Annotated in this window: 20 protein-coding genes; 7 read left to right on the plus strand and 13 right to left on the minus strand. The window is 37.2% G+C overall.

Annotated elements, in window-relative coordinates; genetic code table 11:
* Positions 1 to 64: 64 nt before the first annotated feature.
* From J0M37_06390 to J0M37_06405, 4 genes are all read right to left on the minus strand, one after another.
* On the minus strand, positions 65 to 1,096 hold the full coding sequence (locus J0M37_06390) for a DNA cytosine methyltransferase (GenBank protein MBN8584710.1): 1,032 nt from the start codon (positions 1,094 to 1,096) through the stop codon (positions 65 to 67).
* Positions 1,096 to 3,030, minus strand: a complete 1,935-nt coding sequence (locus J0M37_06395) for an ATP-binding protein (protein ID MBN8584711.1) — start codon at positions 3,028 to 3,030, stop codon at positions 1,096 to 1,098. The genes J0M37_06390 and J0M37_06395 overlap by 1 nt, the downstream gene beginning before the upstream one ends.
* Before the next feature lie 92 nt (positions 3,031 to 3,122).
* On the minus strand, positions 3,123 to 3,437 hold the full coding sequence (locus tag J0M37_06400; protein ID MBN8584712.1) for a hypothetical protein: 315 nt from the start codon (positions 3,435 to 3,437) through the stop codon (positions 3,123 to 3,125).
* Positions 3,438 to 3,528: 91 nt separating this feature from the next.
* A complete protein-coding gene (locus J0M37_06405) occupies positions 3,529 to 4,416 on the minus strand; it encodes an EamA family transporter (GenBank protein ID MBN8584713.1) in 888 nt (295 codons plus the stop codon).
* A gap of 175 nt (positions 4,417 to 4,591) precedes the next feature.
* Between J0M37_06405 and J0M37_06410 the strand changes: the two genes are divergently transcribed.
* Complete coding sequence (locus J0M37_06410) at positions 4,592 to 5,353, plus strand: DUF3667 domain-containing protein (protein MBN8584714.1); 762 nt, start codon at positions 4,592 to 4,594, stop codon at positions 5,351 to 5,353.
* A 66-nt stretch (positions 5,354 to 5,419) separates the two neighbouring features.
* On the opposite strand, the gene J0M37_06415 is transcribed toward J0M37_06410, so the two are convergent.
* The 9 genes from J0M37_06415 to J0M37_06455 all read right to left on the minus strand — a co-directional run bounded on the left by J0M37_06415 (position 5,420) and on the right by J0M37_06455 (position 22,533).
* Complete coding sequence (locus J0M37_06415) at positions 5,420 to 6,421, minus strand: YncE family protein (GenBank protein ID MBN8584715.1); 1,002 nt, start codon at positions 6,419 to 6,421, stop codon at positions 5,420 to 5,422.
* Positions 6,422 to 6,447: 26 nt separating this feature from the next.
* Positions 6,448 to 8,187 carry a T9SS type A sorting domain-containing protein gene (locus tag J0M37_06420; protein ID MBN8584716.1) on the minus strand — a complete coding sequence of 580 codons (1,740 nt, stop codon included), beginning with the start codon at positions 8,185 to 8,187 and terminating at the stop codon, positions 6,448 to 6,450.
* Positions 8,188 to 8,410: 223 nt separating this feature from the next.
* Complete coding sequence (locus tag J0M37_06425) at positions 8,411 to 10,696, minus strand: TonB-dependent receptor (protein ID MBN8584717.1); 2,286 nt, start codon at positions 10,694 to 10,696, stop codon at positions 8,411 to 8,413.
* A gap of 225 nt (positions 10,697 to 10,921) precedes the next feature.
* A complete protein-coding gene (locus J0M37_06430; GenBank protein ID MBN8584718.1) occupies positions 10,922 to 12,151 on the minus strand; it encodes a T9SS type A sorting domain-containing protein in 1,230 nt (409 codons plus the stop codon).
* A 6-nt stretch (positions 12,152 to 12,157) separates the two neighbouring features.
* A complete protein-coding gene (locus J0M37_06435; GenBank protein ID MBN8584719.1) occupies positions 12,158 to 13,783 on the minus strand; it encodes an SBBP repeat-containing protein in 1,626 nt (541 codons plus the stop codon).
* Positions 13,784 to 13,787: 4 nt separating this feature from the next.
* The gene (locus J0M37_06440) at positions 13,788 to 15,815 is read right to left on the minus strand and encodes a T9SS type A sorting domain-containing protein (GenBank protein MBN8584720.1); all 2,028 of its coding nucleotides are present in this window, start codon (positions 15,813 to 15,815) and stop codon (positions 13,788 to 13,790) included.
* Between the two features lie 78 nt (positions 15,816 to 15,893).
* Positions 15,894 to 19,070: a transcription-repair coupling factor gene (gene mfd / locus J0M37_06445; GenBank protein MBN8584721.1), complete on the minus strand. Its 3,177-nt coding sequence runs from the start codon at positions 19,068 to 19,070 to the stop codon at positions 15,894 to 15,896.
* Between the two features lie 95 nt (positions 19,071 to 19,165).
* On the minus strand, positions 19,166 to 19,906 hold the full coding sequence (gene rsmA / locus J0M37_06450; GenBank protein MBN8584722.1) for a ribosomal RNA small subunit methyltransferase A: 741 nt from the start codon (positions 19,904 to 19,906) through the stop codon (positions 19,166 to 19,168).
* A 62-nt stretch (positions 19,907 to 19,968) separates the two neighbouring features.
* The gene (locus J0M37_06455; GenBank protein MBN8584723.1) at positions 19,969 to 22,533 is read right to left on the minus strand and encodes a penicillin acylase family protein; all 2,565 of its coding nucleotides are present in this window, start codon (positions 22,531 to 22,533) and stop codon (positions 19,969 to 19,971) included.
* A 93-nt stretch (positions 22,534 to 22,626) separates the two neighbouring features.
* On the opposite strand from J0M37_06455, the gene J0M37_06460 reads away from it, so the two are divergent.
* From J0M37_06460 to gatA, 6 genes are read left to right on the plus strand one after another with little or no spacing between them, the layout of a single operon-like run.
* Positions 22,627 to 23,697 (plus strand): thioredoxin fold domain-containing protein, encoded by a 1,071-nt coding sequence (locus J0M37_06460; protein MBN8584724.1) that lies wholly within the window; start codon positions 22,627 to 22,629, stop codon positions 23,695 to 23,697.
* Between the two features lies 1 nt (position 23,698).
* Entirely contained in the window at positions 23,699 to 24,118 is a 420-nt protein-coding gene (locus tag J0M37_06465; GenBank protein MBN8584725.1) for a hypothetical protein, read from the plus strand.
* A gap of 12 nt (positions 24,119 to 24,130) precedes the next feature.
* Positions 24,131 to 24,388: a phosphoribosylformylglycinamidine synthase subunit PurS gene (gene purS / locus J0M37_06470; protein ID MBN8584726.1), complete on the plus strand. Its 258-nt coding sequence runs from the start codon at positions 24,131 to 24,133 to the stop codon at positions 24,386 to 24,388.
* Between the two features lie 35 nt (positions 24,389 to 24,423).
* The gene (gene purQ, locus J0M37_06475) at positions 24,424 to 25,110 is read left to right on the plus strand and encodes a phosphoribosylformylglycinamidine synthase subunit PurQ (protein ID MBN8584727.1); all 687 of its coding nucleotides are present in this window, start codon (positions 24,424 to 24,426) and stop codon (positions 25,108 to 25,110) included.
* Positions 25,111 to 25,162: 52 nt separating this feature from the next.
* Complete coding sequence (locus J0M37_06480; protein MBN8584728.1) at positions 25,163 to 25,348, plus strand: twin-arginine translocase TatA/TatE family subunit; 186 nt, start codon at positions 25,163 to 25,165, stop codon at positions 25,346 to 25,348.
* A 39-nt stretch (positions 25,349 to 25,387) separates the two neighbouring features.
* The gene (gatA, locus tag J0M37_06485; GenBank protein MBN8584729.1) at positions 25,388 to 26,806 is read left to right on the plus strand and encodes an Asp-tRNA(Asn)/Glu-tRNA(Gln) amidotransferase subunit GatA; all 1,419 of its coding nucleotides are present in this window, start codon (positions 25,388 to 25,390) and stop codon (positions 26,804 to 26,806) included.

Raw genomic sequence — 26,806 nt, forward strand, 5'->3', positions numbered from 1 at the left:
ACAATGAGAAAAAAGCATAGTTCCAAAACGGTAGTTAATGTAGAATTTCTTATCCTTAAAATGTCTACTTTAGGTGCTCTGTCAAATGTTTTTTGATACTCTTACACTGAATATAACTGAATTTAGGTGGAAGAGCATTGCCGATTAATAATGATAGAGAAGTGCGAGTGATATCTAGTGGGAATTTGTATTTTTTTGGAAAAGTCTGTAATAAAGCTGCTTCTCTAGCAGTAATGGTTCTATTTTTTGTCGGGTGTAAAAACCTGCCCTTTGATGGATTCAAACATCCTCCAGTAATAGTGGTTGAAACATTATCCCAACTTAAGCGTCCATATATATCATTAAAGCCCACATTATCTTTTTTATGACAATCTAATTTTTGTTTCCAGTGAAGATCATTTCTACTCCCACCGTTCTTACTAATTCTTCTAATCATTTTCATAATTCGGGCTGAATGTGTGGGGTAAATTTTATGGATCGGGTCTTTTGTGTAAGATGTAGGTTCAATTTTACCTATTGCATCACGAACGGTTCTGGTTTTAAAATTACCTTTAGCCACTTTTATCAAGCCTAGCTTTGAGCCAACCATAACAAGCCTTCTTCTTCTTTGAGGTACACCATAATCTTTTACGTTTACAATTTTTACTTCAATATTGTAGCCAAGTTTTACGAGTTCCTTTAACATAAATTTAAACTTGTAGTACTCAATTAAACCAGGTACATTTTCCATCATTATGGTATATGGTTTTAACGCTTTTACAAAACGAAGGTATTCAAGAATCAAATCATTTCGAATATCCTTTTTATTTTTACCATTTAGTCTTCTTACGGAAGAAAATCCTTGACAGGGTGGACATCCTGCTAGCAAATGTAATGGTTCACTTTTCAGTTTCTTTTTTATTTCGGAAATTTTTACAGTTCGTATATCTTGCTGAATCAAATACGTTTTTTTGTGATTCATTGCATATGTACGGGTCGCATCTCCATCAATTTCTAAAGCTGCTTTAATATTAAAGCCTGCTTTATATAGTCCCGCTGATAGACCTCCACATCCCGAGAAGATGTCTATTGAATTATATATTTTTTTTGTAGCCATTATAAATTTATTATACCTTTTAGTCTAGGATCTTCGGGAGCCTTATTTTTAAGTAAATCATAGTACTCCTTATAATTTTCTTTTACGTTTTGGAATAACCCTTTCCATGTAAGAGATTCAAGATTATGCCTAAGAGATAATTTTGTAGCCCCTAATGAGGGGTCTTTTGATGGGTTGTCAGCTATTAATAAACCAAATACAGCCTTGCCTTTAAAATTTTCTGCTGCCATATTATCATTAATATAAGATTGAATTCTGGTCACATACCTGTTTAATCTAGATATGTGGTCATAATCTTCGGGAAGACCCGGTCGCATAAGTTCAAGAATTACTATTAGCCAATCATTTTTTATGCAAAGTAAATCAAACCTTTTGTCATCTTTTTTATCAGCTATGCTGTACTCTTTATTTGTTTCGAGTAAAATTTCTTCAATCCATTTATCGAGACCCTTTTCATGGCTGAAATCAGCTGGGGATAGTTGTTCGTAAGTATGTCCAAGTAACCATGGATTTTCTTTAATAAATGTTTGCATATCTAATTTGCCTTTTCCGGCCTTTTCAGGTAACCTGTCATCAATATGTTTTTTAAATTGATCAATAATTTTTATCTTGCCGTAAACTACTTCAGCGGTTGATACCGCACTAATAATATCCCATTCTTTCATCGCTTCATATAATTCCGGTAACGCATCATCGCTGGTTGCATTAATCCTCTGAATTACTTTTTTGACGCTTTCTCTTTCGATACCTGCAATCATAGAATTTGCAATTATTTTAAAATCTTCTTCAGTTATTCTTTCTATAGAGGCTACTTTTTCTAGTGCGGCTACTAAGTCCTTTTTCTCTTGTGTGGAAGAAAGTTTTTCAATTCTCTCATTGAATTCACCTAATTTATGACCAAATCGATCGATATTCTTTTGAGTATGTCTTTTTTTCCAATCTGAGCAAATTTTTTTTATCTTATCCTGACCCCAGGCTTCAAGTATAGGTGCCTTACCAAACTGCCAGTTAATGGACTGTCTGTCCGTTGCAATGTAATCATCAGTACTGTCCAATTCATCAGCCTTAAGTTGACCTGTTAAATATTCTAATGCAACTTGTCCATTAATTCCCCCGGTCAAATTAAAGAAAAACGGTGTAAACTGAGCAACTCGTTCTCTGGCAAACACAGAAAAACCTCTTAATTCGGGGTCTTGAATGGTTTCATTTAATATACCATACCAATACTGTACTGTTCCAAACCCGGGGATATTCTCTTCAGTCCATTCACCTTTCCCTGGCGGAATTCTATATTCAAGATCTAAATTTTCTTTTTTTAAGTTTTTATCATTAATTAATATTTCCATTACTTCAGTTTTTATGGCAAAACGCCTGCTCATACTTTTCTTGAAGCTTTCAATATTAATATTTTTTGTTAGTTTTAAGTTTTTAAATACAACAGTAACTCCATTAGGTTTTGTAGTAGCCTTATCTAATGTTGGAGTAAACTCAAAGCCATTCAAATTTTTTTTCTTACGTAATTCAGTATAGTTTAATTCAAATTCAATTAAATGACCATCCTTTACCGAAGTAATAATGATGTCTTCTGCAATTCCAAAACCAGCGAGCTTACCGATTCCTTTTCTTCCCATTACAAGTCTACCAGCATCAGTGGTTTCTCCTCTTACAGCTCTTCTTTCATATCCAACATGCAAATAATAATCATTTAATTCATCAAAAGTCATACCCTCTCCATAATCTTTAACTATTATTTCTGCACCTGATTCCGTAATATCCTTTGGTATGGTTACCTCAACCTTTTTAGCATCAGCATCCCAAGAATTGGCAATTAATTCCGCTACAGAAGGAACAGGTCCTCCATACATTTGATTCCCCAGGAGATCAATGAAGCGACCTGCGAATCTCATCCTTAATTTTCTGTCTTTTGTTGACATAATTAAACGTTTTTAAACTGTTTTTAAAATATGGGCAAATTGAACATAGACAAACTTAATATATAGTATTTACATATTCAAGTGTGCAGTTTTTAATCCTTAATTTTCATCTTATAAAACTCCGTATTCTTTATCTTTTCCTCATCGCCAAATTCGAGGATATCGAGTTTTCCAAGGAACTGCACATTTGCGCCTTCCTTGATCTCAACCCCGCCCTTTATTGTGACATTTGAGCTTTTACCAAAGACAACATTTGCTCCTTTACCGATAATTACTTTCGGTTTGGCGGATTCCGGTTCGGTTACCCTGTATACGGTTGAGCAGTAATTACACTTAATTTTGCTTACTCCAAGCTCGGCAAAATCGTTGGAGCCGCATTGTGTGCATTGGTATTTTTGCAGATTCATTTGATAGTTTACAATTTATAGTTGATAGTTGATAATTTAAGAACTTTATTTGCTCATTGTTAATTGTTTAATGAAAATTGTTAATTGAAATTCACTCAATTATCAAGCTTTTTTCCTTCTTGCTGAAGTTGCGCCATATAATGGCGGCGAAGATTATGAGTCCGCCGAAAATTGAATACACCGAGGGCGCTTCACCGATGCCGATAAATACCCAAATGGGATTAAATATCGCTTCGAGAGTAGCTATAATCATCGATTCAGTTGCTGATACATACTTTATACCTTCGTTAAATATAATGTAGCTAACGCCTATTTGTATTGCTCCCATGTAGAGCAGTATCAGCGATTGTGTGAGGTCTAATGTAAAATCAGGGAATATCACAAAAAAAGCTACTACGGCAACAATCACATTGCCCATGATAACGTTGTTCAGTGTGTTATCGTTTTTATGCTTAACTTTTTTGTATTTAAGCAGCAAGCTGAACATCGCAAAACACATTCCCGATGCAATTGCAAGCAGGTTGCCGTAAATATTGCCAAGCTCAAGCTTTCCGAAAAAAAACAGTACCATCCCGAAGATACAGATGATAATTGTTACTACGTTTTTAGAATCGAATTTAGTTTTAAGGAAAAGCGGCTCAAGCACCACTAAATACATCGGCGCCGTGAACTGGAGGAAGATAGCGTTCGCTGCCGTTGTCATTTTTGTTGCGAGTACAAAAAGTATCAGTATGCCGGCGTAAAAAATTGCGGCGAAATTTGAGACCTTATCGAATTCAAACTTCAGCTTTTTTTTGCGCGCCATGGTAATGAAAAACACTGTAAGCGCCGCAATTAATGAGCGGAAAAAAGATATCTGGAATGCGTTAATGGTAAGGTATTTGATGAAAAATCCGCTGGTGCTCCAAAGGAATGCAGTGAAGGAAATGTAGATAAGTCCTTTACGGTGCGCGGGAATACGGTTTAGCCAGGATAACATTCCGCAATATCCATTTTAAAGTAAAGTAATTCAATGAATAATTATGTCTTTCTGTCTCATATTAGTTAGCTGTTGGTGAGAACACCAACGGTTGGGGAATTCAATGCAAGACCCCACCCCAACCCCTCCCCGAAAGGGAGGGGCAAATAATTTAACTGTATATTATATTTGCATTATGGAAACATGCACAAATTGCGGAAATGAGTTTTCAGGTAAGTACTGCCCTGAGTGCGGGCAGGGGCGTGTAAAGCGGCTTGAAGTTAAGACCATCCTGCACGACGTAACGCATGGCATACTGCATTGGGAAAACTCCATTTTAAAAACCTTTAAAGCGCTGCTGTTTAAGCCCGGGCAAACTGTAAATGAATATATTGAAGGAAGACGCAAGCATTATATAAAGCCGTTCTCGTATTTTATTTTCATACAGACCCTGTTCGTAATAGTGTTCCACAGGATGAGTGAAAAGTATTTTGCCTTTCTGAATTATTCCATTACCAGTACCGGTGAAGTAATGGAAAAGACACTGGAGATACAGCATCTGGTGGCACAGTATGTTAACTACCTTAATTATATCATGCCTGTAATATTCGCATTTTTCCTGTATCTTTTTTTCAGAAAGAAAAAGAGCATCAATTATGCTGAAGCACTTGCTGCTTCGTTTTTCTGGGTGGCAACAACCCTGGTGTTTTCAATAATTCTGATGCTGCTCTCAGCAATCGATATCAGGTTCTGGAATGCAAGGTTCTTTGTGAACTCGTTTTATTACATATATGCAGTAAAAACCTTTGCCGGAATAAGCTGGGGCAGGGGAATAATAAAAGGCGCTGCAGTTTCAATGCTCAGTTATTTTTGTTTTGTGGTCTTAGTTGTGATCCTTGTAATATTATACCTTCAGTTTTTTGCCGGTGTGGATATATTCAGCGCATTTAAATTTTAATGAACAGTTATTTTAATAATAAAAAAGGCGGCCATAAACCGCCTTTTTTAATTTCCATAATAAAATTTACCTGTAATCTCCGTATAATGTAATCGGGTTTGATGCTACCTTTATATTTTCCTTTATCTCAAGTGATTTAATATCTATCACAGAAATTGTTCCGTTGCCCTGGTTGCAAACAAGCAGGTAATTATTATCAGCAGTAAAGATAACATCTACCGGCATTAAAAGGCCATAAATAGTTTTTTTAACCTTATCATTTGCAGGCTCAATTAATGTTACGGAATTTCCCCTGACATTTGTTACTGCTACCAGCGAGTTATCCGGTGATATATTTATTCCGCGGGGAGAGTGGATGTCCTTAATCTTAAGAATAACATTATCAGTTGTAAGATCAATCTTTGCAACTTCAGTTGAATCATAGTTTGCGAGGTAAGCAAACTTCTCGTCTTTAGTAACTGTCATAGCCATCGGCCTGCCGCCTGTTTCTATCTGTTTTTCGATTTGTAATGTTACAGGATCAATAATATGAATAAACGGTGTGAATATCTGCGGCATATAGATCCTGTCACGGGTTTTAATGTAGTACATTAATCCTGTATTAAGCTCATTCATCTCCGTAATGCTGTCATCATTGGTATTTATCACACTCATTCCGTTTGATGACTGATGCCCAATGAGCACTTTATTCTTTCCGGGGAGCTCAAATATAGTATGAGGGTGTTCAGTGGTTTTCAGTACTGCCAGCTTTTTGTTGGTTTTTGCATCAAAAACGGTGATATCATTTGAATTAAAGTTAGCAATATACCCTTTGCTGCCATCCTTAAGAATAAGCATGCTGCAGGGTCCTTTGCCGGCAGGCACCTGCCCGATGAGCTTCATACCTGATGGATTCAGCACAGATACGAATTCAGCAGAAATATGCGGTATATAAATGAATCCCTGCTGCCCGATATTTTCATACTGGTCGGGCAGTAAATAATTTTTCTGTTCTGTGGTAAATTTATCATTACCGCATGAATACAGAAGCAAAGTAAAAACAATTAAGAACCAGGTTAAGCGTTTCATGGTATTAATTATTTTAATTCAGGAAATTATTTTAAAAGAATCATTTTATTCACGTTTGAAAAATCACCTGCCGTTAACCTGTAAAAATATACACCGCTTGGAAATGCTGATGCATCCCATGTGTATTCATAGGTTCCGGGTGCAAGTTTTCCGTTAGCCAGTACGGCAATTTCATTGCCAAGGATATCGTAAACTGCCAATAAGACGTCCCAGCGGGACGTTTCTACAGTTGCGGGAATCTGGAATTTGATGTGAGTTACCGGATTGAAGGGGTTAGGAAAATTTTGATGTAATTTGAATTCATTCGGAACTTCATTATTATTAGCAATACCGGTTGTAATGGGTTTCAGTTTCACATTCAGAACCGTTGCCTGGTCATTTACCGATTCAACATTCTGCACAGTTTTGCTGTAATACCCGGGAGCGGAAAAAGTCAGGTTATAATTTCCGGCAATAATCATTCTGTAATACATGCCATGCAGGCTATCAGAGTATACTTCGCTTGAATCCATGTCAAAACCGCTTATGCTTATTTTTGCTTTTACAGGCAGGTTGGTTAGCGAATCAGTAACCTGACCTTTAATACCAAAATGAACCTGTTCAAGGTAACCTATGAGTGAGCGGTAAAGATACTCCCAATGGGCAGGAAGCTGTGCCGGGGGGAGTAGCTTGGTATCTGAAATTTCTATTGTAACTTCTCTTCCATGCCTGTAATAATTCTGGTAGTCCTGCCTGGAGCTGTGTACATAATACCAAGCATAACCGTTAGTTATGCCGTTAACGTATTCATTCATATAATTTGCAGGAGCGTACCTGTGAACTGTATCTGCAAATTTCCTGGATACCCTTATCCACCAAGCATCATCGGCAGCAAGCCTTACCCAGCAATCCCACGGGTAGTTCACAACTTCTGTACCGCCGTGAAAATTCGCAGAAAGCCGCCAGTAGTATTGACCTGAGGCATTCATAAAGTTTATTATCTCAGGCTGTAAATTTGGATTGCCGTAATAGTCTGTGCCGGGATAGTTGCGGTTGAGATCGATATTGTTTGCATTCCCCCTAATTGCACCGTTAACGGTGCTGTTGCCTGAGCGGTATGTACCGTCAGGGTTATGAAGCGGATTGATCCAGATTTCTGTATTATTAATAAGCTGTGTAAACTGTGCATTAGAACCATAACCGGAAAGCAGCGTATGAATCAGCCTCAATAGCAATACATACCCGGTGGTCTCATCACCGTGCATGGAGGAAGTGTACATAACCTTTGGTTCAGCCTGCTGAAACTGTACACTATCGGAAATAACGGCGTATAATATCTGTCTTCCCTGTACAGTTGAACCGATATTAACTATCCTGCATAAACCGGGATAATCAATGGCGAACTGGTTCATCATTGCAACATAAGCATCATATGTAGGGTAGGCGTCCCATTCCATAATTTCGGAAGGGGAATCCTGCATGTTCAGATCGAAATCAGCATCGCCGGGGTGCGGAAGAACCTCAAAAGGAATATTCAATTTAATGAATTGTTCAAACTCTTTTTCGTTTGCATATGCAAAGGCAGTTTCTCCATTATAGTTATCAACAGAAATTATTTTTGATATATCGTTAAGCCTTGCTTTATCAAAAACCGTAAAGCTAAAGTATACTTCTCCTTTCGCCTGGAGGTATGAATATGCTTTTAAAACAGGGCTGGTATTTTGCTGCGTAAAAGATACAAATGAAATTAATGTTAAAACAGATAAAGTTAACAGTATTTTTCTCATAGGAATTAAATATAAATTTGCACAAAATATCAATCTAAATTACCTTTTTAGCGGGGGCAATCCTATGATTTTATGCAAATAATACTATGATATTTATATCTATAAAGGGAGGGTTTTCAGCAAAAAATCAATAAAAAAGCCCGGTATTTACCGGGCTGCTAAAAGCAAACGTTTAATTATGAACGAATCCTGAAAGGACTCGACTACATATGTTTATCAAAATCTAAAATTCTGCGCTGATGCCAATAGTGGGAAGGATACCAAGATTTTTATCCGTTTCAATTTCACGGGTAAAAGGATTCCATTCATACTGGTAAACATTCTGTTTGTTATAAATATTCTGTATATCTATATAAGTTGTAAGTGTCCATGCCTTGAAGAAAAATCTTTTTTCAGCTCTTACATCAAGCCTGTGATACACGGGCAGAACTTCTGTGTTGTATAGATCGTAATTAATGCTTCCGTCATTCGGATTTATCGGAGTGTACGGTCTGCCGCCGGCCATCCTGAATTTCGCGCTGAACTCCCAGCTTTTGCCTGCCTTGTATCCGCCGTTAATATTAACAACATAACGGTTATCCCAGTCAGAGCGGCGTTCTATTCCGTCATACGCTTTATATTTAACGTCACTGTATGAAAGACTTATTGTTCCATAGAAATTCTTCGTCAATGCCTTTTGAAGGAATATTTCAAATCCCATAGCTTTGCCTGTACCTTCGCTTAACAGTTCTTCCAGCCCGAATGAATTCTGTGTTTCAAACCCGCTGTTATTGGCCAGAATTAAATAGGGCCTGTTAACGCTTACTGGATAGTATTTATAATCTTTGTAATAACCTTCCACAGTAAGCCTTGTGCTTTCATCAAGCAGGTATTCTATACCTGCAATATAATGGTCAGCCCTGATATCCCTTAAATTCCGGTTCTCTGGTTCAGCAATGATCCATAGGTAAGAAGGTGACTGGTAAAATATTCCGTATGCCAGATTGAAGTTCAGCTTTGGTGTAATTGTAACCGATAGACTTGTTCTTGGTGAAATATAACTTTTTTTATTTATGAGATCAAAATAATCATACCTTACACCTGCAGTAAGTTTTAGCCTGTTCATTAAAGATTGTGTTATTTCAGCATAAGCGTAAGCTTTAGCTGTCCTGGTATTATCAAGTATCCTTACAGCGGGCAGAATAATATTGTTACCTGTATTCGGGTCAACGTAATATAGAGTATCAGCTTTTTTATCTATATCATAATCAAGCTTAATGGTTTTACCTGAGCCGCCTAATGTTAGGTATGTATTTGCTCCAAGCTTATTGCTGTATTCCATTTTAAGCTGAACGTCGCCTTCTTTGGAGTCATTTCTGAATACTTCGGTGAAGTTGCTATCGCGTTGAGAAAAATAATATTTGGTGAAATTCCTGGCAACTGATGTGACTAGGAATGAATTTTTATTAAGCAGTGTTTTCCAGCTTAATCCTGCGGAATAACTGTTTTGGTTATTTGTCAGAATGTTAAGGTTGTTTTGTTTATTCTCTTCAGTATCATTGTTAAATCTGACCTTATCAAGCGCGCCGAATGAATTGAACTCAATTGAATTATTGTTATTTAACCTGTAATCAGCCTTCAGCTGAAAATCGGTATATTCAGGTACAAAGGAAAATCCTGCGGCATTAAAAATGAGATCGAGATAGCTTCTTCTTGCTGATATAAGCCAGCTTGATTTATTCTTTTTTGAAATTGGCCCTTCGAAATTTGCGCCAAAACCTGTTCCGCTTAAATTTATCTTGCCGTAAAATCTTTCAGAGCTTCCTGCACGCTGTTCAATTTCAACAACAGATGAAAGCTTATCGCCGTATTTTGCGCTGAATCCCCCGGTAAGGAAATTTACATTTCTGACAAAATCCAGGTTCAGCACACTTACGGGTCCGCCTGTAGCACCCTGTGAGCCGAAGTGGTTTATATTGTTTACTTCGAATCCATCAACAACAAAAAGGTTTTCAGCAGGTGAGCCGCCGCGGACAAGCAGGTCATTTCTTCCGTCTGATGTGAGCGATATACCGGGCAGTGACTGAATTACGCGGCCAATATCTTCAAGGCCGCCGGGGAATCGGCGGATCTCTTCGAATGTCAGCGATTTATATGAAGTAGTTACATCGTTGGGTTTTTGAAAACGTGAGTCTTCTATTACAACTTCATCGGTTGAAACACCCTGAAGCTCAATTATCAGCTCACGGTCTATACCTGTTGTAATTACAACATCAGTCTGAATGAATTTCTGATAAGATGCTGAAGTAAATTCAACCTGGTATGTACCAAGCGGTATTCCGGTGATCCTGAAGCTTCCGTCTTCCCTGGATTTGGCAGTTAACTGTGTTCCCAAAATCTGTATATTGATATCTTTAAGAAATGTTTGAGTGCCTTTATCCAGTATTATGCCCGTGAGAATTCCGGTTTGTTGTGAAAAAAGGGGATAAATTGAAAAAATCAGTAAAAAAACAGTAATTATTCTTTTCATTTTTGATTGAAATATAGGAAATATAGATTAGATACCATATTAACTTTTAATTATGAACTTTAAGTTCCATAATCAATTTGTTTTAATAAATTAAGATTTGATATTTCCAGCAAAAAATTTATTTTTAAGGGAATAGAAAGTATTTAGGAAATATTATATGTGTAATTTAAAATTACCGAACATCTCTATGAAGCTCTATTATATTTATCATAATCCATGAAATTTTTATTTTAAAAGAATCATTCGTTTTGTTTCGGTAAAACTGCCAGCTCTTAATTTATAGAAATATACTCCGCTTGCATAATGGCTGCCGTCAAAACTTATTTCGTAACTTCCTTTATTTAGCTCTCTTCCCATTAGCACCTCTGTTTCTTTGCCTGATATATCGAAGATGGATATCTCTGTGAAATTATCCGCAGGTATGGTAAATTTAATCAGAGTAACAGGGTTAAATGGATTTGGATAATTTTGACTTAATTCATATTCTTTCGGGGCATTACCATTATTAGTGACAGAAGTAACAATCGAACCTCCGCCGTTGGTTGTCTTTAAGATCACACCATTATTTCCGCAGGCATAACCGGTATTATCATTTAGATAAAAAAATATTGAATTGAGATTCTGTGTTGTCGTTGAATTCTGAAAACCAAATATACTTCCGTTATTTGTTGATTTTAATATTGTGCCCTGGTCACCGCAAATATAGATCCTTGAATTATTATTTACTGAATATTCAACTGACCGCAGTGTAACATTGGAATTGCTGGTTTGACCAAACCAATTAGCACCGAAATTTGAGCTTCTCCAGATAGTTCCGCCCGTGCCGATCGTAATATCAGTATTACCGAACAACGGAACCCCGTAAAAATTTTGGGTGGAACTGCTTGGCGAAAAAACCCAATTTCCACCGGAAGAAAATCCGCGCAATATTGTGCCGTTATTTCCGACAATATAGTTTGCAAATATTGCACAAGATGCGTTCAATTGTTCAGTAGTTGGACTGGGCAGTTGTACCCAGTTTATACCCGTATTAGAGCTTTTTAAGATAGTACCGCTATCGCCAACTGCTACAAAATTATAATCACTGATATCACGAAGTGTATGAGTAGTGGGTGATGTAACCGAAAGCCAGTTTGTACCGTCGTTAGTTGTGCGAAGTATAGTGCCGCCTTCACCAACAGCAAACACCGGGCCACCTGAAGTTTCCATAAAACAAATACAATAAAGATCGTTTGTAGTTCCTGAATTTTGTGTTATCCAGCTTGTCCCGCCGTTTGATGAATGGAGAATTACGCCGTTATCACCGCAAGCCCAAACCATACTTTCGTTGCCGTGATGAAAATTTATTGAATGCAGGTTTACAGCGGTACCGCTGTTCTGCTGGAACCATTGTGTATAAACAGCAGTAGTGGATAGTACTAATATGAATACTATTCGGATGGATGTAAGTTTCATAATAAATTATTTAATTAAAACCATTTTTCTGGTTTCTGTAAAATTATTTGATGTTAACCTGTAAAAATAAGTACCTGTTGAAAGTGCTGAAGCATCAAAATCTATTTTATATATTCCGGGAGCCAGATCTTCATTTACAATAGATGCAACCTGTTTGCCGGAAATATCAAAAATTGATATATATACGAAGGATTGTTGCGGAACACTGAACCGTATTTTTGTTATGGGGTTAAAAGGATTTGGATAATTTTGTTCAAGTGAAAACTTATTCGGAATTTCATTTGATACAGGTTCAATTCCGATTGTTGAGGAATATTTAATTGTAATGAAATCAGTGTTGCCCAGGTTATCGCTGCCCCCTGTTACGTAAACATTACCCTGGTTATCAACAGTAAGTGCGTTACCGCTATCGAACTCATTTCCTGTGCCGTTATAAGTCTGTACCCACTGCTGCACACCCGCTGAATTATATCCAACAGTAACAATATTCTGTGGATTTCCAACACCATCTCCTACAATTCCTGTAACATAAACATTACCGTTTACATCTGGGGCAACCCAGTTACAGTAATCGTTGCTTGAATCCGTGCCGGTGTAACGGGCAACCCACTGCTGCACACCAGAAGAATTATACTTAATAGTACAATAATCATCACCTGTGCCAACTCCCGCGCTGTTACCTGTAATGTAAACATTTCCTGCAGGGTCTAATATTATGTTCCACGCTTCATCCCACCCGTCAGGTCCGTCATATCTCTGTACCCATTGCTGAGCCCCGGCATTATTATATTTTACTGTGCAATAGTCTCTTAATGTACCGCTGCCATCACTGTAGCCTGTAACATAAATGTTACCTGAAGCATCAACAGCATTTGAAGAGGGGAAATCTTCAGCATTTCCGGGACCGTTATAAAACACTGCCCATATCTGGTTTCCGTTTGCATCATATTTTATGGTAATATAATCAAGGTCAGAGCCTGTCCTTGTAACCGCTCCGGTTACATAAGAGTTATTTGAATTATCAAGAGCAATTGAATTGCCGTAATCATCATTGTTTGCAGAACCGTTGTATCTCTTGACCCATTGTTCTGCTCCTGAAGAATTGTATTTAATAGTGCACATATCGTCACCTGAAGCACCGCCGTTGCTGTAGCCTGTAATATATACGTTACCGGAATTATCGAATTGAAGCGAATATACTTCATCGGTAGCATTACCCGGACCGTTGTATCTTGCTGCCCACTGCTGGGCTCCGGCAGAATTATACTTAACAACACAATAATCCAGCCCGGTACCACTGCCCGTGCTGGTGCCGCTTACATAAACATTCCCGGCATTATCAACTTTTACCAGGTATGCATCATCATCGGCATTACCGGGCCCGTTGTATCTACCGACCCATTGGGTAAGGCCATCACTGTTATATTTTACCACTGTAAAATCCTTGCCTGCCCCTGAACCGGTGCTTGCACCGGCAACATAAATGTTGCCTGATGCATCAACAAATAATGATGTTGCTTCATCATAACTATTACCTGTTCCGTTGTATCGTTTTTCCCAAACAGTAGAGACTTGAGCGATTATCGGTAATGTGTAAATAAAAACCGAAACCAGCAGAATAATTTTTCTCATAATATTATTTTATTAAGACCATTTTTTTAGTTTCAGTGAAGTCAGTTGTTGAAAGTGAATAAAAATAAACACCTGAAGGCAAACTTGACGCATCAAATTCTGTTTCGTAGGTGCCCGACTGTAAAAAGGCATCTGCCAAAACATCAATTTCTTTTCCCAATATGTCATATACAGTTAGCTTTACCGATGATTGCTTTAATATCGAAAATCTTATCCGGGTAAAAGGATTAAACGGATTTGGATAATTTTGCTGCAAATGGTATGATAACGGAGCTTCATTGCTTATTATTTGGATACCTATTGGGATTTCATAAACTATTTTTAAAGTCCAAGCTTTTAGCACACCTGTATCGGGTACCCTTCGGTCAAATATTTTTAAAATCCATGGTCCGGAAGCACTGAGATTATTAAGCTGGCTTAGAGGGTAACAGGGCCTGAAATATCCTGTATATGGCGGAGCTCCTGAGCCGCAAATCGAAGAAACTGATGTATCACTGAATTTTGTACCGATCATATTATCCAATGGACCGCCCCTCTGATACAAAAGGGTATCAGTTTTTCCTTCGTGTACCAGTGTTAATACCAGGTCTCCAACTGCAGTATGAAGAATTGTATCAATATTGATATAAACATTTTTCACCTGTGAATATGCTGGCAGATCAGTAGGCGGAATAAATACAGAATCGTAAGTAAACATACTATCCAATATAGGTTTTGATAGATTGTTTCTGGAAATAGTATATGATTGCGTTAAGGATGGTGTTAATTTAACCAGCATAACAGAAGAATTATGGTAACCGATAGGTAAAATTTTATTGTCATTAGTTTTAAAAAATTTTGTTGCAATATCAGAACCCGCTCCATTGAATGAATAAGTATAGGTGAATTGACTGCTGCCATCAGTATTGAATTTTTCGAGGCACATATCTTTTCTTAAATAGGCATTTTTATACCCGGCAGTGAGTACTTTGTTTTCATTATCAATCCCCATATAGTATACTTTATGATCCATGGTTTTCTGCCATACTAATTGACCAGACGGATTTATTTTTACAAGATAACTGTCATCATAATAATTTACATCAAGATATATATCTGAATTTGAACTTAGAATCCGTCTTGGGCTTTCGGTTCCGGTATTGGAAATATTATATTCACTTGCCCATTGCAATGTACCTGCGGAATTATATTTTAAAAGTATCGTTTTAGAGGTATCATTTCCGGATACAACATACTTACTGCTGGCAATAAATAGATTCTGATCGCTATCCAGGTATGTTTGAGGAACTTTATTTATGCTGAAATATGCAGAAGTACATAAATATTTTTTAAGCCAGATTAAACTGCCTGCGGAATTATATTTGAAAGCAAGCAAATTGTAATCGCTGATTCCTGATAAATAATAATTTCCGTTCTGATCTGTATCAATTTTTCCTGCAGCTGTATAATATGATACAGAATCACGAAATGTATTGCTCCATAATAAATTAAATGAGTTATCAAATTTTGATATTAAAGCAGAATCAATAAAGGTCTGGTTTTCATGAACTAATCCTGCAATTGCAATATTCCCGCTGATATCAATTTTGAAGTCTAATAAAGATGTTACATTTGTTCCATTTCTTTTATACTGAGATGAAGCAAGCAAAACGCCTGCGCTGGAATATTTTGCAAAAATAATTTTGTTCGAAGTATAGTTAGCATCATTTGCATTTCCGGCTATAATAATATTTCCGGAAAGATCAATTAATACTTTTCTGGGGTAGTCTTGATTTCCCGGCGGAGCAGAATTAAATATTTTTTGCCACATAAACATGCCAGTATTGCTTAGCTTTGTTAAAACTATATCAGCATTACCTGAATTATCAATAGCATTTACTATATATATATTACCATCAGAATCTATTGCAGATAAATCCGGATTATCAACGTTTAAATTAGTTTGCGATTGTACCTGAACCCACTCAGGTACATATTGGCTGTATAATTGAATTGTTGAAACTAACAGAAGAATGATGTATATTTTTTTCATAATAATTTAAGATTTTTGAATGGATATTCGAAATATAACTAAAAATGTTGTTTTTTTAATTAATATAAATAAGGGGGTTTAGAGATTTGCCAAATTTGCAATAAATGACCGTATTTCCTGCAGTTTTTCTTCATAAATTTCAAATGCCGGAATACGGAACTGCACTGAAAGCGACTGCTTTCCCTGCTTTACCCGTGAGGTATTCTTGTAATTTTCATTTATGTAACCAAGCACTTTTTCAAAATAACCGCTTGAAAAAATTTCTTCATTATTCATATCAAAGAACAGCTCTATTGTGTTTCCATTTATGGTGATCTTTTCAAAACCAACTTTTGAAAGTATTATTTTAATTTCAATATGATCGATCAGGGATATCACTTCACCTGGAAGCTTGCCGAAACGGTCAATAAGTTCATGCTTAATATCTTCCAACCCGGAAAATGATGTAACTTTTGAAAGCCGCTGATAAATTTCAAGTCGTGTATTTTCATCGTCAATATAACTTTCAGGAAGGAGCATACTGATATCTGACTCAACCAAAACCTCTTTAAATACCGGCTTGCTGCTTTTCTGCGTAAGCTGCTGAAGTGTTTCAGCAGGCAGAGATTCAGCAGGAATGGTTTCCTTCAGCTCGGATACTGCTTCATCCAGAAGCTGCATATACATATCAAAGCCAATTTCACCAATAAATCCGCTTTGCTCTTTTCCCAGCAGGTTCCCTGCGCCGCGGATCTCAAGGTCCTTTAACGCCAGGTTCATTCCGCTGCCGAGTTCTGAGAATTCTTCAAGAGCGTGAAGCCTGCGGATAGCCTGTTTGGTTAATGAGCTTTGAGGGGGAGTAACCAGGTAAGCATATGATTTTATATTAGATCTACCAACCCTGCCCCTCAACTGGTATAATTCAGCAAGCCCGAAATTATCAGCCCTGTTTATTATAATTGTGTTTACGCTGGGTATATCAAGTCCTGATTCAATAATTTTTGTACACAATAGTACATTAGATTTTTTCTCAAGGAACCGCATCATAACATTTTCCAATTGTGCAGGAGACATTTGCCCGTGAGCGACTGCTACTTTTGCATAAGGCACTATCTCTTCAATAATTTCAGCAAGTTCTTCGAGCTTTGCTATCTTATCGTTAACAAAATAAACCTGCCCGCCGCGCTGCAGCTCCCTGGAAATTGCGTTAGCCAATACTTTTTTATCAAAGTTAACAATTTCTGTGTGAATAGGCTGCCTGTTCTTCGGGGCAGTATTGATAATGGAAAGATCTCTTGCTCCAAGTAGGGAAAAATTAAGTGTCCTTGGAATAGGTGTAGCTGTTAAAGTTAATACATCAACATTTTCACGAAGGAACTTCAGCTTTTCTTTTGCTTTTACACCGAATCTTTGTTCTTCATCAATAATTAACAAGCCCAGATCTTTAAAATGTACATCCTTTGAAAGCAGCCGGTGTGTGCCAATTATTATATTTATTTTTCCGTCCTCAAGCTTCTGCAGGATCTCTTTTTGTTCTTTTTTAGTTTTAAATCTTGAAAGGTGGTCAACTTCAGTTGCCCATGATGAGAGCCTGTCTTTAAATGTATTGTAATGCTGTTCTGCAAGTATAGTTGTAGGTACAAGAACTGCAACCTGTTTATTATCAACCACGGCTTTAAATGCTGCTCTTACCGCTACTTCGGTTTTGCCAAAGCCAACATCACCGCAAACAAGCCTGTCCATTGGGTTTTCTGATTCCATATCTCGCTTAACCGCTTCGGTAGCGCTTGCCTGGTCAACAGTATCTTCATACATAAAGCTTGCTTCAAGCTCCTTTTGCCAGATCGAATCACCTGAAAACCTGAATCCTTTTTGTGATTTTCGTTTTGAATAAAGCAATATAAGATCGCGGGCAATTTCCTGGATCTTCTTCTTTGTTTTCTGTTTAATGCGTTCCCATTCGCTGCCGCCAAGCTTATTCAGCTTTGGAGTAACACCTTCCTGCGCTGAAAATTTCTTTATCATGTTCAGCGAATTAAGGTTTACAAAGACCATATCGTTATCTTTGTAAAGCAGCTTTACTGCTTCCTGCTCAACACCGCCGGTAACAATTTTTTTAAGCCCGGCATATTTACCAATACCAAAATGCTGATGTACCATAAAATCGCCGTAGTTTACCGAGCTTAATTCCTTAAAGGTTATTCCTCCGAATTTCCTTTTCCGCTTTGCCGGGCGGAAGTACCTTCCGAATACCTGGTGCTCTGTATAAACAGCGGCTTTTGCCGAAGGCATTATAAAACCTTCATGAAATGAACCGTTCAGGAATTCTATTCCTTCAAGTTCTTCACTTCCCAGCAGGTCCTCAACAAGCTCCCGTGTCCGGTTCAGCTGGTAATCATCAGTACATGATATGTAAACTGTATATTCCGCTGAATTCATTTCCCGCAGGTTTTCGGCAAATAATTTTGTGTTTGAGCTGAATGAAGGCTGTGACCTGGAATCAAAGAACAGTTCTGTGATCAATGACTTTTCAGCTTCACCTATTGATTCATTCTTTACCAGTGGAAAACCGGAAAAATAAGAGCGTTTAAAGTTTATGGTTTTATAATAGATCTCAGGAAGGTCTTCTTTGATAAGATCAGGTTCATCAAGCAAGAACAATGTATCATTTTTGATATAATCTATAAGCTTTTCTGAGGAAGCCTCATCAATATTAAGCAGCTCTGCCGAAGGCAGGATTTCTATTGAATTAAGCTGGGCAATTGAGCGCTGAGTAACAGGATCAAATTCTCTTATTGATTCAACAGTATCACCGAAAAATTCAATCCTCACCGGCTGGTTCAGGTTTTCAGGAAAAATATCAATTATACCACCGCGAACAGCATAGTCATTTTCTTCTTCAACAATTTTTTTCCTGGTGAAATTAAAGCCTTTTAGCTTACCAAGCAGCTTATCAAATACAAAGTCACTGTTTTTTGCCAGTATAATTGTGTTTTTCCTGAAAGAATCTTCAGTAATTACATTTTTATTAAGCGCTGCAGGTGAAGTTACAATAATGAAGCTGTTATCACCTGTTAATTTTTTTAATGTGCCTGAAAGAGTATTTACTTCAGATTCAAACTCTTCGTCAAATTCACCAAGGTATAAACCGGCTGTATCTTCACCTGTCAGCAGGTTAAGATCATCTTTAAGCTTAAACAGCCTGTTATGGTCATTTGAACAGAATATTATTTTTTTGTTTTGTTCATACAGGGCTGAAATTACAAATGCAGGCAAAGAACCTCGTAACCCTGTAAAAAAAAGATCTTTGCCGGAACTTTCTTTTATGATTGTAAATTCGGGTGAGTTAAATATTTTATGTTTTAACTTGTTTAACACAGTCGGTTGCTTAATTCAATAAATTCATCAACTGATAAGCTCTCGGCCCGTCTGCCAAGATCTATTTCTGCTTTTGAAAGATCAATATCAATATTTTTCAGGCAGTTTCTCAGGGTTTTTCTGCGGGTTCCAAAAGCTGCTTTTACAAGTCTTCTGAAAAATTCTATGTCCTTAACGCGCTCTTCAATTGAATTTGTAAAATCAAAATAAATTATACGGGAATCAACTTTAGGTTTTGGATAAAAACAGCTTCTTGAAACTTTGAATAACAACGAGGAAGTGCTGAATACATTTAATATTACACTCGGTATTCCATATTCTTTACTGTTCGGTTCTGCAGTAATTCTTCTTGCAACTTCTTCCTGTATCATCAGCTGTGCATCTTTTATTATGTGCCTGTTATCCGCCAGCTTAAATATTATAGGCGAGGTAATATTGTAGGGAATATTTCCTATCACCCTTAGCTTATCATAAGGATCTTTAATTAGTTTGTTAAGATCAAGCTTTAGAAAATCTTTGTTAATGATATTTAGGCCGGGGAAAAGTTCTTTTAATATTGCACAGTTGTTGCGGTCAAGCTCTATTACCGTAAGGTTATTGGTTTTTTCAAGTATGAACCTTGTTATTGCTCCTTTACCTGGTCCTATTTCAATTATATGCTCCCCGGGCTGAATATTAAAAGCGTTAACAATGTTTCGGCAAATATTTTCGTCGGTAAGGTAGTTTTGTCCCATCGATTTTTTGGGGCGCGCATTATTTCCGGTTATTTCACTCAATTATGATCATAATAGTTGTTTCAGGGATTTAGAATTAAGAGACTGTATTTTTTTTCGGTCATTTCCTGTTCATTTGTTACATTTTTTTTATACTCGCCATAGCTCCACATTCTTGCCTGGTCGCCGTAATGAGTACTTACAGGCTGACCCGATTGACCTGTTGAATTAATTGATAGCGGATGTTCGATATCCGCTAAATTGACTATCATTCTCATTGATGCACCAACAACAACATCAAATTTACCTTTTTCTATAACATCACTGAAACGGTATTCAGTATTATTTACACTGGTTTGGTCTCCTCCAACATCATACGGACCAATATTAAAAGTCTTATCCAGGGCTTCAACAAAACCAAGAGGGTGCCTGAATTTTATTGAATGAACTGAAGCCCAGTTCCAGGAATTCACATCTTTCCCCGGGAATTTATTTTTCAGGAATTCCACAGCCTGTATTATGCTTTTTTTAACTATACCAGATCTTTTTTCCTGTGATGCTGTATTTACATTATCGAACCATTCGTTTTCAGGATTTTTCATGATCCGTTCAAGTGAACGGTATGGAATATTCTGGATTGAAATAAAATCATTGAAAATATTTTCACCTAATTCATCTTCAAAAATATTTTTTATTAAATAGACCAGGTAAGTATTATAAATAACTGAAGCTGGTTCATTTTTACCTATTTCACCATTCCAGTTCCTGAGCTTTTCAATTGCAGCTATTGTTTCATTATCATAACCTGAATTGCCATTCTGAGTATCACCCGTGAAATCCTTTAAAATCTCCCTGGCATAAGGAGAGTCATAACTGTTCTGAAGCAGCTTAAAATCTTCTGCATCAAAAAGTGACCTGCTATCAATAAATTGTTTAATACGGGTGAATCTTGAAGCAGGTTCCCACAAGTATGATATGTAGAATTTGTCCTTTATATCCTTTAACCATGAAAAAGGATCCGTATTGGCAGTTATAATGTATCCTTCAGGCGGGTTGTAAAGCTCCGGTAATTTTTCAAAATCAATATACCCTGTCCAGTTTAATTCATCTTCACCTGGAAAAATATAAGTAAATTCAGTATTTGATTTCCTTACAGGGATCTTACCGCCAACCCTGTAGCCAATATTCCCGTTAATATCTGCGTATAAAAAATTCTGGGCAGGTACATTAAAATCTTTTAGTGAAGCTTTGAACTCTTCCCAGCTTGAAGCTGTGTTAATACCAAAGAAACATTTCACTTCATCACTTTGTTCAAATCCGGTCCATCGGAATGTCATTAATTTATCCCTGTATGGGTCATCGGGATTGATCTGCATATCAGCAAATCCTCGCATTTTAAGATCAGAGATCACAGGACCGATCTTGGTTGTGTATATAATGTAATCGGTCTCAACAGAATCCTTGATATATATCTTTTCTTTTATAGAATCAAGCGCAATTGACTGATTATTATAAATGTATTTCCCGGCGTTTGAGGAGTCGCGTTTCAGAATAATGAAATCATTATCATCGTTCATCAGGTTGGTTAGCCCCCAGCTGATATTCTTGTTGTTACCAATAACAACACCCGGTATACCCGGAAAGGTCATGCCCCTAACATCAAGCTTTCCTCCTTTAATATACATTTCATACCATCGCGATGGCGCCTGAAGAGCAAGATGAGGATCGTTGGCTAAAATTGGTTTGCCATTAATAGAGCGGCTTCCGGATACTACCCAGGAATTGCTTCCTGTATGAGAGCCTTTAATTCCGATGAATTTTCTGTAATTATTATCAGCTTCAAAGAAACTTTTGCCTAATGCAGAAACAAGCTTTAAGTATTCTGCATTACTGTTTTCAAGTGCGCCGGTTTCATTATTCTTCTTTTTTTTCTTAGGTGAATTTGTTTCTTCGTTCTCTTCTGTGGAATCTGCCAGCTCAATTACAGGTTTTGTATAAATGGTAATATTTGTATCCGGAAATATGAGAGAGGTTTTTTCAATGCCTGTTTTGCTGAGTATTTCACCCATCACGTAATCAGTATACCATGCAATGTTCAGGTCCCAGCCCATCATGCGGGCAAGCATCAAAGATTGTTCCGGTTTCCATGGTTCAGGCCTGTAATTCAATGCGTCAAATTCAACAGGCAGATTTTCATAATGTGTTTCTATGAACTTATTAACACCCTCGGTATATGAAGTAAGTATCTGTTTTGATTCAGGGCTGATATTATTATACCAGTTATATGAAAATCGGTGAATACCTATGGTTCGGAATAGTTTATCAAATTCAATAACCTGGGAACCAAATACTTCCGATAGCCTGCCTTCTGCGACCCGGCGGGTCAAATCCATCTGCCAAAGCCTATCCTGGGCATGAATGTAACCCTGTGTAAAATAGGCGTCATCCTGATTTTGTGCCAATACATGAGGAACTCCATAATCATCAAAATATACTTTAACCTGCGATTTTAAGCCGGAAACGGCAATTTGACCGGAAGTAGGGTAAAATGATTGTTTGGAAAGGATATTAAATAGTACGCCCAGAACAATAATTGCGGGTATAATAATTATAAAGATGCCAAGAAACGTTTTAACGTATTTATTCATTTAAATATATACAAATATAACCATATTACATTTGAACTTAAATTCTTATTTTCGCCTTAGTAAATCAAAGGAAAATCACCGGAGAATAAACAAATGAAAAAAGCAGCATTACTTATTGCCCTCTTTTTTATCAGCACCACAGCATTTTCACAGATCGACTTCAAAAAAGGTTCGGTTTCAGAAGTGCTTGCTATGGCTAAAGCCGAAAACAAAATTGTTATGGTTGATGTATTAACAGAATGGTGTAAATGGTGCATCGAGCTCGATAACAAAGTTTATGCGAAAAAAGAAGTATCAGATTTTGCCAATGCAAACCTGATAAGCTACAAGATAGATGCTGAAAAAGGTGAAGGTGTGGATTTTGCGAAAAAATACCAGATTAAAGGCTACCCCTCGATTCTTTTCCTCGATGGTGACGGCAATGAAATTGACAGAATTTACGGTTATGTTCCGGCTAAAGATTTTCTTGAAATGATGCAGGATTACAATAAAGGGGTCAACACTTTTTCATACCTGAAAGCTGAAGTTGAAAAAAACCCTTCTAATATTGATGCTTCTTTAAAGCTTGCTGATAAATATTCAATGTACAGCGAAACTGACAAAGCCAAGGAACTATTGAATAAAATAGTAGAAATGGATGGCTCTAATGCAGGCGGTAAGACTGACGATGCAAAATTCAGGTTAATACTTTTTACAGAAAAGGATGAAAAAGCAAAACAGCTTGAATCATTTATAAAAGATAATCCAAATAGCGACCAGTTAAAAGACGCTTACGTTGCACTTTCAGAAGCATATTATTATGAATTAAGTGATATGCCTTCGGCAGATAAATGGTTCAAAGAAACATTGACCAAATACCCGAATGATGATGCTGTTAATTCAAGTTATGGACAGTATATGAACCAGGTTGCAGTTGGATTTGCCGATAAAGGTACCGGTCCCGAAGACTATAATAAAGGATTAGGCTTCATAGAAACCGCATTAAAGTATGTTGCAGGTTCAGTGAATGAAGCGAGTTCATTTTATATCCAGTCTAAGCTGTATTTTAATCTGAAAGAATATTCAAAAGCGCTGGAATCAGTTGATAAAGCATTGAAGATATTTGACAGGAAGCTGTACAGAGAACATAAAGCCAAGGTAGAACAGCAGTTAAGCCAAAAATAAAATGAAAAGAGCAGCGCTTTTAACAGTAAAAGCCCTCTTTATTATTCTGCTGTTCGCTGTAATACAGCAAATGGTGAACAGTTCACTTGATATATACAACAACTTTGCTTATGATAAAGCAGTTTTAAGATACACTCCTTATGGCTACGTTTCTCTGCTTGATGATCCCAATGACTATCACAGCAGTAATGCTGAAGTTAAGGGCGGAGATTTTGTTTATGTTGAAAACTGGGAATCAGCCGATAACGGCAGTATTGTTTTCGCAAAGGTCAGGTCAAAGTTCAGTTCAGGATATGTAAACAACAGAATGCTTGTTGAAGCCAGGATAAATGTTATGCCTATATTTTCTGTGGTAATGCTTACTTTGATATTTATTTATACAGCCAGGAAAGTTTATTTGAAAAAAAATAAAGCTTATTAAGGAAAGAAAAAATTGTATTCAGCAAAAATTAAAGTAACACTTCGTAAATCAATTTTAGACCCGCAGGGGAAGGCAGTTGAGCACTCTCTTCAAAGCCTTGGCTTCAATAATATACTAGATACGAGAATAGGGAAGTACGTTGAGCTAAAGATCGATACAAAATCTGATGAAGAAGCAAGGATTGTTACAGATGAAGTATGCAAAAAGCTTCTGGCTAACCAGGTTATGGAAGATTACGAGTTTGAAGTAGTTAGTATTAACGGAAATTAAACAATAAGAAATTAAATTTCAGATAACACAGGTAAATGAGTAAGGCTAAATTCGGTGTAGTGGTTTTTCCCGGTTCAAACTGTGATCATGATGCTTACAATACGTTAAAGCACATTCTGAACCAGGATACTGAATTTTTGTGGCATAAAGAAAGCTCTATAGGCAACAGAAATGTAATAATTGTACCGGGCGGATTTTCTTATGGAGATTACCTGCGCTGCGGAGCAATAGCGAGGTTTTCGCCTATTATGAAAGATGTTGTAAGGCATGCTTCAAGCGGTGGGGTTGTGATCGGAATTTGTAATGGATTCCAGATCCTATGCGAATCCGGCCTTTTGCCCGGAGCATTAATAAGGAATCAAAGCCTGAAATTTGTATGCAAAAATGTTACATTGAATATAGAAAACAAAAACACCATTTTTACCAGTTCTTATAACGGTAACGAGAATGTAATGCCGGGTAAAATGGTTGTACCTGTTGCACATGGCGATGGTAATTATATTTGCGATAGTGATACACTGAAATCTCTGAATGATAATTCACAGGTAGTTTTCAGGTATGAAGAAAATCCCAATGGCGCAATTGATAATATTGCGGGGATAATAAATAAGCAGGGAAATGTATTGGGAATGATGCCTCACCCTGAACGTGCAAGCGAATCTTTGGTGGGCGGAAGTGACGGCAGGTATTTATTTGAGAGTGTTATTAATTCTTTAAATTAAAAAGTTTTTAATTAATAAATGTTCCTGTTAAAGGGAACAATGGAGCAATAATATGTTTGGATTAGGTCCGCAGGAAATAATTTTAATCTGCATCGTTATCCTGGTGCTGTTTGGAGCCAAAAAGATACCTGATCTTATGTCAGGCCTCGGAAAAGGTATGAGGGAGTTCAAAAAAGCTTCCCGTGATATTGAATCAGAGATCAACAATGCAGCCTCTGATGAGAAAAAGTCGAGCTGAAAATAAACCGTTTAAGGTGAATATAATCTTTTAAGAAATATGTATAATGATTACGCTGCTCTGAGGAATGAACTTGTATCAGGCAAAGTTACCTGTAAAGAAATTGTAGAATATTACCTGGGTAATATTGATAAAGGAAAGCATCTGAATGCTTTCCTTTTGGTATTTAAAGAAGAAGCGTTAAAACGCGCTGAAGAAATAGACGCGAAGCTTAAGGCAGGAACTGCCGGCAAACTTGCAGGAATGGTCATAGCTGTTAAAGATGTATTATCATTAAAAGGCCACAAGCTTACATGTTCATCAAAGATCCTGGAAAATTTTGAAGCATTATATACGGCAACTTCTGTACAGAGATTAATTGATGAAGACGCTATAATAATCGGTAAAACCAATTGTGATGAATTCGCAATGGGTTCATCCAATGAAAATTCGGCTTACGGCAGTGTACTGAATCCAATTGATAATTCCAGGGTTCCCGGAGGTTCATCCGGCGGCAGCGCCGCTGCTGTTGCTGCAGATATGTGTATGGTATCTCTTGGGACTGATACAGGAGGCTCAATTCGCCAGCCTGCTGCCTTTTGCGGGATAGCCGGCTTAAAGACAACTTACGGCAGAATTTCAAGGTATGGATTAACTGCTTTTGCATCGTCATTCGATTCCGTAGGTCCTTTTTCCGGGAATATTTATAATGCAGCACTTGTGCTTGAAGTAATGGCAGGAAAAGATAAGCATGACTCAACTTCAGTTGAACATTCTGTAGATTCCTATTCTGCAGAACTGAGTAATATAAATCCCGCTAAAGTTACAATCGGTATTGTTGAAGATCTTGATGAAGAAGGGCTTCAGGATGAAATTAAAGATTCCATGAGCCGCGCTATTGAATTCCTTAAAGTCAAAGGTTGTAAAATAGTCAATGTAAAGCTGCCGAATTTACGATATTCCATTCAGGCTTATTATATCTTAACCACTGCAGAAGCTTCAAGTAATCTAGCCAGGTATGACGGCGCAAGATACGGAGTGAGGGCAAAAGATTCTGCTCTAGAAGATATGTATGTTAACTCAAGGTCAACCGGTTTTGGACCCGAAGTGAAAAGAAGGATAATGCTCGGAACTTATGTGCTTTCACACGGATACTATGATGCTTACTATAAAAAAGCACAAAAAGTACGCCGGCTTATAAAAGAAGATTTCAAAAATGCTTTTGAGAAAGTTGATTTCATATTAACACCAACAACACCTACAACAGCTTTTAAGCTTGGCGAAAAGACCAATGACCCATTAGCTATGTATCTTAATGATATTTATACAACTTCTTCGAATTTATCCGGTAATCCTGCCTTAAGCGTCCCATTCGGAAATGATAAAACAGGTCTGCCTGTAGGTCTGCAGGTAATTGGAAAAGATTTTGATGAAGCAGGGATTTTAAAGCTGGGAAATTTATTAATGAACAGTAAATAA

This window comes from Ignavibacteria bacterium, from assembly GCA_017303675.1.
GTDB lineage: Bacteria > Bacteroidota > Ignavibacteria > Tepidaquicellales > OLB5 > OLB5.